We start from the raw sequence: 12,817 nt of genomic DNA on the forward strand, positions 1-12,817 counted from the left end.
CGCCTGCGTCGCCCCCCCCGGTGGTCGTGAATAAACTACGGACTTCGACACTACCGGCCCTTTACCCACACCACCAAACCCGCCAGTTACCTCGCAAGCAGGCTCGAGGACACCTGGGCGGCCCGCCATCCACACCGCCTGATCATTGTAAACAAACCTCTTGGGGTGTGGTCCACGGGTCGCCCCAACCCCTGGTATTCAGGGTCGTCGGCCCACCGGCCCGCCAGGTGGGCCGGGTGTGGGTGTTAGAATAAACCTCCGGGCGGCCCCCCTGCCCTGCTATATAATCCTTAACTGTCGGGGGGGGGGTGGGGGGGGGGGGGGGGGTGGATGCGGGGGGGGGCGCCCGCAAAACCCCAAGGGGGGGGGGGGGGCCCCCCCCCCCGCCCCCCCCCCCCCCCCCCAACCCCCCCCCACCCCGCCTTCGACAGTTCTCCGCGATCCTTCGAATCGACACGGGGTCGGATCCCGTTGCTACGCAACGGGCTCTGACCCCGATTTTCGGTTGATGGGGTCAGAGCCGTTTTCCGTTGGAAAACGGATCCGACCCCGCGCGGCTCAGGCGCCGGTCGCCACCGGGCGGCTGCTGTCGCTCACCCAACCACTCCAGGAATCGGCATAGATGCGTGCGCCGCTCAGGCCGGCCGTTTCCATCGCCAGCAGCAGGTGGCAGGCGGTCACGCCGGAACCGCACATCAGCACCACCTGCTGCGGATCGCGGTTGCCGATCACGCCCTGCAGTTCGGCGCGCAACTCCTGTGCGTTGCGCAGGCGGCCGTCGAGCACGTTCAATGCGAACGGGCGGTTGACCGCGCCCGGCACATGCCCGGCCACCGGGTCCAGCGGCTCCACTTCACCACGGAAGCGTTCACCCGCGCGCGCGTCGACCAGCCAGCCCGGCGCATGCTTCAGCCGCGCGGTGATTTCATCGGCGTTGGCGATCTGGGTGGTGTCGAAACGGCCTGGGTAATCAGGCAGCGCGTTCACCCCAGCCTGTCCGCTTTCCAACGCGTGGCCGGCGGCCTGCCACGCGGCGATGCCGCCGTCGAGTACGGCCACCCGGGTGTGACCGATCAGGCGCAGCAGCCACCACAGGCGCGAGGCGGCCATGCTGCCGTCGCTGCCATCGTAGACCACGACCTGGGTGTCGGGGCCGATGCCCCACTGCCCCAGCTTCGCAGCAAAGGCATCGCTGTCCGGCAATGGGTGGCGACCATGGCCGACGCGGCTGAGATCGGACAGATCACGGTTGAGATCGGCATGCACCGCAGTCGGGATATGCCCTGCCAGGTACTGGCCGCCCGCAGCCTGCGGGTCGGCCAGCGAAGCACGCGCATCGACCACGCGCACGGCGGTACTGGCGGTGGCGCGCGCGTCGACCACCCGCACGCCGTCGCCCAGCGCAGCGGCAAGGGTGGCGACATCGACCAGGGTGGTCCACGGCGGATCGATCGGCTTCATTGCACTTGCTCCAGGCGGCGACGCAGGTTGTAGAGAATGGCGGCGGTCGCCCCCCAGATGCGCTGGCCCGGCCAGCCATACTCAAGGACGTGGCGAACCCGGCCGCGATGATTGATTTCGACCTGGCGCAGGCTGTCGGGCGCCATCAGGTAATCCAGCGGCACCTCGAATACCTCGGCCACTTCACTGGGCTGCGGGACCGGCACGAACTCCGGATCGACCACCGCCACCACCGGCGTGACCCGGTAGCCGGTGATCGTCACGAAGGGATCGAGATAGCCCAGCGCCTGCACCTGGCCGGGCGACAATGCGATTTCTTCCTGGCTCTCGCGCAGCGCGGCCGCCAGCGCGTCGCGGTCATCGGGTTCGGTGCGGCCACCGGGGAATCCGACCTGGCCACCATGGGTGCGCAGTGTTTCGGTGCGACGGGTGAGGATCACCTGTGCGCCGTTGGCGCGCGGCACGATGCCGGCCAGCACCGCAGCCTCCACCGGAGGCCCGGGCGGTAGCAGGTCGACCAGCTCACTGCGGTTCCAGCCGTCGCCCGCAGGTGGTTGGGCCAAGGGGTGCAGCGCCCGCATCAGTCGCTCGTGGTCGGCCAGCGAGCCACGCAGCGATTGCTGCAGTTGTTCGCGCAGGGGCTGCACGCGATGCAGGATGCGGCTGCGTTCCTCGTTGCTCATCGACGACCACCGCGCGATCTCATCGATATGCCGCCCGCAGCCGGTGCATTGCCGGTGCGGATCCAGCATGCACACTCCGATGCAGGGACTTGCGACAACACGCGCCGTTTCTTCCATTGTTTGCACCCGCCAACAGTAGCGCGATCGGGCTGAATTTGCGCGGGACGATACGACGCCCATGGCGCAGCGCTACAGGTCGCGCACTGCGCAAACAAAAACGCGCCGGTGGGGTCACCGGCGCGTTTGGTTTGCTGCTTCGATTTACTTGACGCTGACCAGCTTGATCTCGAACTGCACAGCCACGTTCGGCGGGAACGGAGTGCGCGGATCGGCACCGTAGGCCTGGTCCGGCGGCAGGGTGACTTCCCACTTCGAGCCTGCCGGCATCTGCAGCAGGGTCTCGCGCATGGCCTTCATTTCGACTTCGCTGACCTTGATCGACGGGATCTGCTGGGCCGGGCGGGCTTCGGTCGGGCGCTGGCCGTACGGGAACGGACCGGCCACTTCCAGCTGCACGGTGCTGGCCTGGGTCGGCTTGGCGCCCTTGCCGGCCTCGATCACGCGGTACTGGACGCCGCTCGGCAGGGACTGCACGCCGGCCTTGGCCTTGTTCGCCGCGATGAACTGGTCGCTCTTGGTCTTGTTTTCGGCAGCCGCCTTTTCGTACTCGGCCTTGGCGGCCTGGGCACGGCCCTGCTCGCGCTTCTGGAACGCTTCAACGGCCGGCTTCAGCTGCTCGGCGGTGATCGCCGGCTGCTTCTTGGCGTAGGCATCCTGCAGGCCCTTCACCACCGAGTTGATGTCCAGCTGCTCACCACGACCGGTCAGCTCCGCCAGGTTGTTGCCGTAGTCGTAACCGAAGTAGTAGCTCAGCTTGCCCTTTTCGGACGAGACGTCCTGGGCGAAGGCATTGCCCGTCAGGGCCAGGGCCGCGACGGCGACCGCGATAGAACGCAACTTCATCAAACAGTTCTCCAGGGGTGGTAACTCAGGGACGTTCTGCGCCGCCCTGAGGCGACGGGTTAGGATAACGGGCGCAACGTGTAACCGCTACTCACGATGCAGGCTATGACCCGTCTGCGTTTGCAGAGTTCAATATCACTTCTTTTTAACGTTCCAGGAGTTTCCCCGTGGCCGATGCCCTGATCGCTGTCGCTGACGACGGCGCCATCCGCACCGTGACCGTCCAGCGCCCGGACAAGCTCAATGCCCTCAACGCCGCGACCCTGCAGGCCCTGGCCGATGCCTTCAGGGACGCCGCCGCCGATCCGGAGGTGCGCGTCGTGGTATTGACCGGGGCGGGCCCCAAGGCGTTCGTGGCCGGTGCCGACATCGCGGAAATGAACACTCTCAGCGCCGTTCAGGGACGTGATTTCTCGCTGCTGGGCCAGGCGCTGATGCGCCAGATCGAGCGCATGCCCAAGCCGGTCATCGCACGCGTGAATGGTTTCGCACTGGGCGGTGGCCTGGAACTGGCGATGGCCTGCCACCTGCGCATCGCCGCAGATACCGCCAAGGTCGGCCAACCGGAAATCAACCTCGGCCTGATCCCCGGCTTCGGCGGCAGCCAGCGCCTGCTGCGCCTGTGCGGCCGCGCCGCCACCCTGGAGCTGTGCCTGCTGGGGGCGCCGATCAACGCCGCGCGTGCGCTGGAACTGGGCATCGTCAACGAAGTCGTGCCGGCCGACGCGCTGGACAACCGCGTGCAGGACGTCGCCCACCAGCTGGCACGCTCAGCCCCGCTGGCCCTGCGTGGCCTGCTCGACGCGGTGCACGTGGGCGGCGAATGCAGCCTGGAGGCCGGGCTGGAATACGAAAGTGCGCAGTTCGGCCTGCTGTTCGCCACCGAGGACATGCGCGAAGGCACCAGCGCCTTCCTGCAACGCCGCGCGCCGGCCTTCCAGAACCGCTGACGCCATGGCATCCCGACCCAACCCCGCGCAGTTGTTCGCCCGGGTCCAGGCAGACGATCTCGATGGTGCCCTGCAGGCCGGGCTGATGGACTACGTCGTCCGTGCCGGCGACGACCGGTTGCTGCCTGACCACCCCGACCTTCCGCAACGCCTGTGCCAGGCCCAGCAGCAACTGCGCGCGGCCTGGGCTGCACGCGAACGCTACCGCGCCCGTGCGGTGCGCCTGGCCCGCCGCGAGGCCGAGCGCGATGCACGCCGCACCCCGGCACCAGCCCCGGACGTGAAGCCCGCCCTGCCCGCTGCGGCAGCCGCGATTCTGGCCCGGGCCAAGGCCCGCGCCCGCGGCAAGGAACAGTAATGGCCACCACGAAGAAGACCGCACGCGCCCCGGCGCGGCGTGGCGGCACGATGCCGCGCGCCGACGTGGTGGAGATGTTCACCCGCCTGCGCGAACTCAACCCGCACCCGAAGACCGAACTGGAGTACAGCTCGCCGTTCGAGCTGCTGGTAGCGGTGGCGTTGTCGGCGCAGGCCACCGACGTCGGCGTCAACAAGGCCACGCGTCGACTGTTCCCGGTCGCCAACACGCCGGCGAAGATCCTTGCGCTCGGCGAGGATGGCCTGAAGCCGTACATCGCCACCATCGGGCTGTTCAACGCCAAGGCAAAGAACGTGATCGCGACCTGCGCGATCCTGCTGGAGAAGCATGGCGGTGAAGTGCCCCGCGATCGCGAAGCGCTGGAAGCGCTGCCGGGTGTCGGGCGCAAGACCGCCAACGTGGTGCTCAACACCGCGTTCGGCGAGCCGGTAATGGCGGTGGACACGCACATCTTCCGCGTCGCCAACCGCACAGGACTGGCGCCGGGCAGGAACGTGCGCGAGGTAGAAGACAAGCTGGTGAAGGTGATTCCGGCCGAGTTCCTGCTCGACGCACATCACTGGCTGATCCTGCACGGGCGTTATGTGTGCAAGGCGCGCAAGCCGGATTGCCCGGGCTGCGTGATCGCCGACCTGTGCCGGTTCAAGGATAAGACCACGGCCGAGTGACGGCAGCATCCACGCAGGGCGTGGATCTACTGCAACCGGGTCGCAATCCGGGCGTCATACGCAAGCGGTTTCAATGGCAGGCCCTGCCGTGACGGGGCCTGCGGCGGATGTCTGCCGCGCGTGAACTGTCACATTTACGCAATCTTTACCTTCTAGCCTGCGCGCATCTTCCCACCTGCCTGCAAGGCTCCTCTCCATGAAACTGCATCACCAACTCCTGACGGTGGCCGTGGCTGCTGCGCTGTATGTGCCGGCTGCACACGCCGAAGTCGCCATCGACGTGATCGGCGGTTCGGAAATCACCTTCGAAGGCCTGGTCCAGGCCGACGGCAACTGGTTCCACAACGATGTGGTCGACCTCAACGGTGGCGACGCCGGCAACGGCAAGAACAGCGAATTCGAACTGCGTCGCGCCGAGCTGGTGCTGAAGGGCAAGGGCCCGGGCAACGTGGAGTGGGTGGTCGGCTATGACGCCAAGGCCGACAAGTTCCTCGACACCAACGTGAAGTACAAGCTGCTTGGCAACGCCAACCACTTCCTGCAGCTGGGCCAGTTCAAGCAGCCCAACAGCCTGGAAGAACTGTCCAGCACCAAGAACAACGATTTCATTTCCAAGGCAGCGGTCACCAATACCTATGCCATCGCCCGCCGCCTGGGCGGCGCGTACAGCTACGGCCAGGACAACTGGTCGGTGACCGCCAGCGCCTTCGGCCGCGAGCTGACCCGCAACCTGGCCCACGGCAGCGGCTACGGCGCGCGTGGCACCTGGGCCCCGATCAATGAGAAGGGCCAGGTCCTGCACTTCGGTCTGAGCTACGTCAACTACGACGCCGACGCCGACACCCTGCGCGTGCGTGCGCGTCCGAATGCCGACCTCGCCACTGCCCGCCTGGTTGACAGCGGCAACCTGACCGACACCGACCGCGTCAGCACCATCGGTGCCGAAGCGATGTACTTCCAGGGCCCGTTCAAGGCCCAGGCCGAGTACTACACCAGCAAGGCCAAGCGCTACGACCACGACAACTACACCAGCGACGGCTACTACATCAGCGGCGTGTGGAACGTCACCGGCGAGACCTGGAGCTACAAGGGCGGCACTCCGGGCACCGGCCTGCCGAACAACCCGGCCGGCGGCCAGTGGCAGCTGGGCGTGCGCTACGACCACATGGACCTCAATGACGGCAACCTCGCCGCCAATCCGGTCGCCGGTCGCCCGCCGATCGTCGATGGCGTGCTGGGTGGCAAGATGGACATCTGGACCGTGGGCGCCAACTGGTACCTGCGTTCCAACTTCAAGCTGATGCTCAACTACGTGATGGTCGACAGCAAGAAGTACAGCTCCACGGCGCGCGGTTTCGTCAACGACGATCCCAACATCCTGGAAGCCCGCGCGCAGTTCTTCTGGTAAGTCCAGCCACCTGCATTGAACCGCGAAGGCACGGCCCCGGCCGTGCCTTCGTCGTTGCAGCGGTACCCGTGCCGCCCTGCCGGCGCAGCGGACGTGACATCCCTCATGACGCGTGTCACGCCCGCGTCATATGACAGACGCGGACGTGTCACGCAACCGTTATGGAATGTGCACCGAAACGTCGGGCAACCGCCCTTCGACCACCACCCCAGGAGTCTCCCCGTGATCCACGCCTTCAAATCGCGCGCCGCTGTCGCCATCCTGGCTGCATCGTCCGTGTTCGCCGCCAACGCCGCCGACATCACCGGCGCGGGCGCATCGTTCATCTACCCGGTCATGTCCAAGTGGTCGGCCGACTACAGCGCCGCAACCGGCAACAAGGTCAACTACCAGTCCATCGGTTCCGGCGGCGGTATTGCCCAGATCAAGGCCAAGACCGTTGATTTCGGCTCTTCCGATGCGCCGCTGAAGCCGGAAGACCTGGCTGCTGCAGGCCTGGCGCAGTTCCCGTCGGTGATCGGCGGCGTGGTGCCGGTGGTCAACGTGGCCGGCATCGCGCCGGGCGCGCTGAAGCTGGACGGCGCCGTGCTGGCCAACATCTTCCTGGGCAAGATCAAGAGCTGGAACGACCCGGCCATCGCCGCACTGAACCCGGGCGTGACCCTGCCCAACGCCAAGGTCACCGTCGTGCATCGTTCGGACGGCTCGGGCACCACCTTCAACTTCGTCAACTACCTGTCCAAGGTCAGCCCGGAGTGGAAGAGCTCGGTCGGTGAAGGCACCTCGGTGCAGTGGCCGGCCGGCATCGGCGGCAAGGGCAACGAAGGTGTTGCCGCCTATGTGAAGCAGATCAAGGGCGGCATCGGCTATGTCGAACTGTCCTACGCGCTTCAGAACAAGCTCTCCTACACCGCGATGAAGAATGCCGCCGGCAAGTTCGTGCAGCCGAGCGACACCTCGTTCGCTGCCGCCGCTGCCAGCGCCGACTGGGCCAACGCCCGCGACTTCTACCTGGTGATGACCAATGCGCCGGGCGCCGAGTCCTGGCCGATCACCGCCACCAACTTCATCCTGGTGCAGAAGACGCCGAAGAATGCTGCCAATGGCAAGGCGACCCAGGAGTTCTTCCGCTGGGTCTACAAGAACGGCGACGCCCAGGCCCGCCAGCTGGACTACGTGCCGCTGCCGGACAGCCTGGTCCGCCAGATCGAGACCTACTGGTCGCAGAACCTGAAGTAAGCGCGTTCCCCTGCAGGAACGGGGGCGGCGGGTCCTCTCTCCCCCGCCGCTCCCACCCGGGCGCGAGATCCTCGAGATCTCGCGCTCTTCTTGTTTTCGGGGATGCACCTGCCTCTGTAGAGCCGAGCCGACGCTCGGCTGCGCTCTGGAGCGTGCGGACCAACGGTCCGCACCTACCGTGGGCAGGGAGCTGTCGCGCATTGACGCTGCAAGGACCAACCCGCCGTCATATCAGTGCGCAGATCCGGGGTTTCCGGGTCCCGGCCGGATCGGCGCCAACCCTGTGAAACCCTTGTCAGAACGTGATCCAGTACACCTCTGTCATGGTCGTAATACGGCTGTAACAAAAACATCATTTCATAGCCGCATCCGCCGACCACGTCGGCTCTTCCCCGCTATGGAGTGACCATGAAACTGCACTCGGCCGGCCTTGCCGCCCTTTCCCTGGCCATCGCCCTGGGCCTGTCGGCCTGCGGTGGCGACAAGCAGGCCGCGCAGCAGCCGGCTGCCGACGGTAGCGCCGCTCCGGCCGCCGCCGGTGCCAAGGTGACCGCCGAAGTGTCCGGCGCGGGCGCGTCCTTCATCTTCCCGCTGGTCTCCAAGTGGTCGGCTGACTACAACGCCAGCACCGGCGCCAAGATCAACTACCAGTCGATCGGCTCCGGCGGCGGCATCGCCCAGATCAAGGCCGGGACCGTCGACTTCGGTTCGTCCGACAAGCCGCTGAGCAGCGAGGAGCTGGCCCAGGCCGGCCTGGCGCAGTTCCCGTCGGCCATCGGCGGCGTGGTGCCGGTGGTCAACATCGAAGGCCTGGAAGCCGGCAAGCTGCGCCTGAGCGGCGCCCTGCTGGCCGACATCTTCCTGGGCAAGGTCAAGACCTGGAACGACCCGGCGATCGTCGCCGCCAACCCGGGCGTGAAGCTGCCGGACGGCAAGATCACCCTGGTCCACCGTTCGGACGGTTCGGGCACCACCTTCAACTTCTCCAACTACCTGTCCAAGGTCAGCCCGGAGTGGAAGAGCAAGGTCGGCGAAGGCACCTCGGTGCAGTGGCCGGACGGCGTCGGTGGCAAGGGCAATGAAGGCGTTGCGTCCTACGTGAAGCAGATCAAGGGCTCGATCGGCTACGTCGAACTGGCCTATGCCCTGCAGAACGGCATGCCGTACACCGCCATGCAGAACGCCGCCGGCAACTGGGTCGAGCCGAGCGCGGAAACCTTCGCCGCTGCGGCCGCCAGCGCCGACTGGGCCAGCGCCAAGGACTTCAACCTGGTCATCACCAACGCCCCGGGCGAGCAGGCGTGGCCGATCACCGCCACCAACTTCATGCTGATGCAGAAGCAGCCGAAGGACGCCAAGCGCAACCAGGACACCCTGGCCTTCTTCAAGTGGGCCTTCGAGAACGGCCAGGCCCAGGCCAACGAGCTGCACTACGTGCCGCTGCCGGCCGAACTGGTCAAGCAGATCGAGGCCTACTGGGCGACCGACCTGAAGTGATGGACTCGACGGTGCCCGCCCCGCGCGGGCACCGCTTGTTCCACGCCGTGCCGCCCCGCCCCTTCCTGGCCCAGCCGTCCCCATGAATGCCATCGCCCAGCCTGTAGCCGCCCCGTCCACGCGTGATGCGCGTGATGCCCGCAACGACAAACTGTTCCGATGGGTGCTGGTCGGCACCGTCATCTTCGTCCTGATCGCCCTGGCCTGCGCCGCGCTGTCGATGCTGTGGGGCGGTCGCCATGCCCTGCAGATGCAGGGACTGAGCTTCTTCTTCTCCGCCGACTGGAATCCGGTCGAAAACAAGTTCGGCGCCCTGGCTCCGATCTACGGCACCCTGGTCACCGCCGTCATCGCGATGGTCATCGCCGTGCCGGTCAGCTTCGGCATCGCCTTCTTCCTCACCGAAGTCGCGCCGCGCTGGCTGCGTGGCCCGGTCGGTACCGCCATCGAACTGCTGGCCGGCATCCCCTCGATCATCTACGGCATGTGGGGCCTGTTCGTGCTGGTGCCAGTGATGACCGAGTACGTCACCCCGTTCCTCAACGAGACCCTGGGCGAATGGCCGGTCATCGGCCCGATGTTCCAGGGCCCGCCGCTGGGCATCGGCATGCTCACCGCCGGTTTCGTGCTGGCCATCATGGTCATTCCGTTCATTTCCTCGGTGATGCGCGAGGTGTTCCTGACCGTGCCCACCCGCCTGAAGGAATCGGCCTATGCGCTGGGCTCCACCAAGTGGGAAGTGAGCTGGGACATCGTCCTGCCCTACACCCGCTCGGCGGTCATCGGCGGCATCTTCCTCGGCCTGGGCCGCGCGCTGGGCGAAACGATGGCGGTGGCCTTCGTGATCGGCAACAGCGTGCGCCTGTCGCCGTCGCTGCTGGAACCGGGCACCACCATCGCCGCGCTGATCGCCAATGATTTCGGCGAAGCCACTGAAACCTACCGTTCGGCCCTGCTGCTGCTCGGCTTCGTCCTCTTCATCGTCACTTTCGTGGTGCTGGCCATCGCCCGCCTGATGCTGATGCGCCTGTCCCGCAAGGAGGGCAACTGATGTCCACCACCGCTGATTCGCTGTACCTGCGCCGCCGCATCGGCAACGTCGTTGCGATCACTGCGTCCTGCGCCACCGCCCTGTTCGGCCTGTTCTTCCTGGGCTGGATCCTGTTCACCCTGGCTGCCAAGGGCCTGGCCGGCATCAACTGGGATCTGTTCACCAAGATGACCCCGCCGCCGATGCAGGACGGCGGCCTCGCCAACGCCTTCTTCGGCAGTGCCGTGATGTGTGCACTGGCCATCGGCATCGGCACCCCGCTGGGCGTGCTGGCCGGTACCTGGCTGGCCGAGTATGGCAACGCCCGCAAGGCCGGCACCGTGGTCCGCTTCGTCAACGACATCCTGCTGTCGGCGCCGTCCATCGTGCTGGGCCTGTTCGTCTACACGCTGTACGTGATGCAGACCGGGGGCAACTTCTCGGCATTCGCCGGCGCCCTGTCGCTGGCCTTCATCGTGCTGCCGGTGGTGGTACGCACCACCGACGAAATGCTGCGCCTGGTGCCCTCGCAGATGCGCGAAGCGGCCCTGTCGCTGGGCATCCCGCAGTGGAAGGTGATCGTGCAGGTGCTGTACCGCAGTGCCTCGGCCGGCATCATCACCGGCATCCTGCTGGCGCTGGCCCGCATTTCCGGCGAGACCGCTCCGCTGCTGTTCACCGCCTTCGGCAACCAGTACTGGAACAACAACATCTTCCAGCCGATGGCTTCGGTGCCGGTGGTGATGAACCAGTTCGCCGGCAGCCCGTATGAATCCTGGCAGGTACTGGCCTGGGCCGGTGCCCTGGTGCTGACTGTCTTCGTGCTGCTGGTCAGCCTTGCCGCCCGCGGCATCCTGCTGCGCAACCGTATCTCCCATGACTGACCTTTCCGTGGATAACGCCATGAACGACCTTTCCAACGCCGTGCCGATGCAGCGCATCGCCGTGCCGTCCTCGCACGAGAGCCTGCACACCCCGGCTCCGGTCAAGCTTGCCGCGCGCGGACTGGACTTCTACTACGACAAGTTCCACGCCCTGAAGGGCATCAACCTGGAAATCCCGGAGAAGCGCGTGACCGCGCTGATCGGTCCTTCCGGTTGCGGCAAATCGACCCTGCTGCGCATCTTCAACCGCATCTACGCGCTGTACCCGAAGCTGGAAGCGCGCGGTGAAGTGCTGCTGGACGGCGAGAACATCCTGTCGCCGAAGTACCCGATGAACCGCCTGCGCAGCAAGGTCGGCATGGTGTTCCAGAAGCCGGTGCCGTTCCCGATGACCATCTTCGAGAACGTGGCCTACGGCATTCGCCACCATGAGAAGCTGAGCAAGGCCGACATGGCCGACCGCGTCGAGCAGGCGCTGCGCCAGGGCGCACTGTGGGACGAAGTGAAGGACAAGCTGGGGCAGAGCGCACTGGGCCTGTCCGGTGGCCAGCAGCAGCGCCTGTGCATCGCCCGTGCCGTGGCCCTGCGCCCGTCGGTGCTGCTGCTGGACGAGCCGACCTCGGCGCTGGATCCGATCTCGACCAGCCGCATCGAGCAGCTGGTGGAAGAGCTCAAGCACGAGTACACGATCGTGATCGTCACCCACAACATGCAGCAGGCTGCGCGCGTGTCCGACTACACCGCCTTCATGTACCTGGGCGACCTGATCGAGCACGACCGCACCGAAGTGATCTTCTCGCAGCCGTCGCAGCGGCAGACCGAGGACTACATCACCGGTCGCTTCGGCTGAAACCTCAGTCGAGCATGGCTCGACTCTACAGACAACGTCAGTCGAGCATGGCTCGACTCTACAGAGCGGAACAACCATGAACCTTCCCAACGACCACATCGTCAAGAGCTACGACGAGGAGCAGCAGCGCCTGGTGGCCGAAATCGTGCGCATGGGCGAGATGGCCGTCGCCCAGCTCGAAGCGGCGATGGACGTGATCGAGAAACGCGACGAGAACGCCGCCCATCGCATCATCGCCAACGACGAAGCGATCGACGCGCTTGAGCAGCAGATCAGCCACGACGTGATGCGCCTGGCGCTGCGTGGGCCGATGGCGCGCGACCTGCGCGAGATCCTCGCTGGCCTGCGCATCCCGGCCGACATCGAGCGCATCGGCGACTATGCAGCGAACGTGGCCAAGCGCTCGATCGCGCTGGGCAAGGTGCCGCCGCTGCCGCAGATCCAGGGCCTGCGCGCGCTGGGCCGCCTGGCCGCGCAGCAGGTGCGCCGTGCCATCGCCGCCTACCGCGACAACGATGCCGAGGCCGCATTGGCACTGCGCGAGGACGACGCCCGCCTGGACGCCCAGTACACGGCGCTGTTCCGCGAGCTGCTCACCTACATGATGGAAGACCCGCGCAACATCACCCCGTGCACCCACCTGCTGTTCATGGCCAAGAACCTGGAGCGCGTGGGCGACCACGCGACCAACATCGCCGAGAACGTGTGGTTCCTGGTGCACGGCGAGCAGCCGCTGCCACCGCGTGAGAAGCGTGACGAGACCTCCAGCACCGGCCAGCCCTGACGCTGCACTGCAACACCGGAG

At 66.5% G+C, this 12,817-nt stretch carries 13 protein-coding genes; 10 read left to right on the forward strand and 3 right to left on the reverse strand.

The window, feature by feature from the left end:
• Positions 1-558 precede the first annotated feature (558 nt).
• The 3 genes from WDC87_RS11905 to WDC87_RS11915 all read right to left on the reverse strand — a co-directional run bounded on the left by WDC87_RS11905 (position 559) and on the right by WDC87_RS11915 (position 3,107).
• Positions 559-1,461, reverse strand: coding sequence for a sulfurtransferase (locus tag WDC87_RS11905; RefSeq protein ID WP_252744659.1), 903 nt, complete (start codon positions 1,459-1,461; stop codon positions 559-561).
• Positions 1,458-2,261, reverse strand: coding sequence for a CoA pyrophosphatase (locus WDC87_RS11910; protein ID WP_252744660.1), 804 nt, complete (start codon positions 2,259-2,261; stop codon positions 1,458-1,460). The genes WDC87_RS11905 and WDC87_RS11910 overlap by 4 nt, the downstream gene beginning before the upstream one ends.
• 144 nt (positions 2,262-2,405) lie before the next feature.
• Positions 2,406-3,107: an FKBP-type peptidyl-prolyl cis-trans isomerase N-terminal domain-containing protein gene (locus WDC87_RS11915; protein WP_005408797.1), complete on the reverse strand. Its 702-nt coding sequence runs from the start codon at positions 3,105-3,107 to the stop codon at positions 2,406-2,408.
• 167 nt (positions 3,108-3,274) lie between these two features.
• On the opposite strand from WDC87_RS11915, the gene WDC87_RS11920 reads away from it, so the two are divergent.
• The 10 genes from WDC87_RS11920 to phoU all read left to right on the forward strand — a co-directional run bounded on the left by WDC87_RS11920 (position 3,275) and on the right by phoU (position 12,796).
• Positions 3,275-4,057: an enoyl-CoA hydratase-related protein gene (locus WDC87_RS11920; protein WP_134972739.1), complete on the forward strand. Its 783-nt coding sequence runs from the start codon at positions 3,275-3,277 to the stop codon at positions 4,055-4,057.
• Positions 4,058-4,061: 4 nt separating this feature from the next.
• Complete coding sequence (locus WDC87_RS11925) at positions 4,062-4,415, forward strand: hypothetical protein (protein WP_111202186.1); 354 nt, start codon at positions 4,062-4,064, stop codon at positions 4,413-4,415.
• The gene (nth, locus tag WDC87_RS11930) at positions 4,415-5,104 is read left to right on the forward strand and encodes an endonuclease III (RefSeq protein WP_049411262.1); all 690 of its coding nucleotides are present in this window, start codon (positions 4,415-4,417) and stop codon (positions 5,102-5,104) included. Before WDC87_RS11925 ends, nth begins: the two co-directional genes overlap by 1 nt.
• A 196-nt stretch (positions 5,105-5,300) precedes the next feature.
• Positions 5,301-6,512 (forward strand): OprO/OprP family phosphate-selective porin, encoded by a 1,212-nt coding sequence (locus tag WDC87_RS11935; RefSeq protein ID WP_049411264.1) that lies wholly within the window; start codon positions 5,301-5,303, stop codon positions 6,510-6,512.
• Positions 6,513-6,734: 222 nt separating this feature from the next.
• Positions 6,735-7,751, forward strand: a complete 1,017-nt coding sequence (gene pstS / locus WDC87_RS11940; protein WP_072166779.1) for a phosphate ABC transporter substrate-binding protein PstS — start codon at positions 6,735-6,737, stop codon at positions 7,749-7,751.
• Positions 7,752-8,159: 408 nt separating this feature from the next.
• Positions 8,160-9,248: a phosphate ABC transporter substrate-binding protein PstS gene (gene pstS, locus WDC87_RS11945; protein ID WP_227837396.1), complete on the forward strand. Its 1,089-nt coding sequence runs from the start codon at positions 8,160-8,162 to the stop codon at positions 9,246-9,248.
• Positions 9,249-9,330: 82 nt separating this feature from the next.
• A complete protein-coding gene (pstC, locus tag WDC87_RS11950) occupies positions 9,331-10,299 on the forward strand; it encodes a phosphate ABC transporter permease subunit PstC (RefSeq protein WP_012479635.1) in 969 nt (322 codons plus the stop codon).
• Positions 10,299-11,162, forward strand: coding sequence for a phosphate ABC transporter permease PstA (pstA, locus tag WDC87_RS11955; RefSeq protein WP_005415894.1), 864 nt, complete (start codon positions 10,299-10,301; stop codon positions 11,160-11,162). The genes pstC and pstA overlap by 1 nt, the downstream gene beginning before the upstream one ends.
• A 19-nt stretch (positions 11,163-11,181) precedes the next feature.
• A complete protein-coding gene (gene pstB / locus WDC87_RS11960; protein WP_049411272.1) occupies positions 11,182-12,012 on the forward strand; it encodes a phosphate ABC transporter ATP-binding protein PstB in 831 nt (276 codons plus the stop codon).
• Positions 12,013-12,088: 76 nt separating this feature from the next.
• The gene (gene phoU, locus WDC87_RS11965; protein WP_005415893.1) at positions 12,089-12,796 is read left to right on the forward strand and encodes a phosphate signaling complex protein PhoU; all 708 of its coding nucleotides are present in this window, start codon (positions 12,089-12,091) and stop codon (positions 12,794-12,796) included.
• Positions 12,797-12,817 lie beyond the last annotated feature (21 nt).

Source organism: Stenotrophomonas maltophilia group sp. Smal12 (assembly GCF_037079935.1).
Lineage (GTDB): Bacteria > Pseudomonadota > Gammaproteobacteria > Xanthomonadales > Xanthomonadaceae > Stenotrophomonas > Stenotrophomonas sepilia.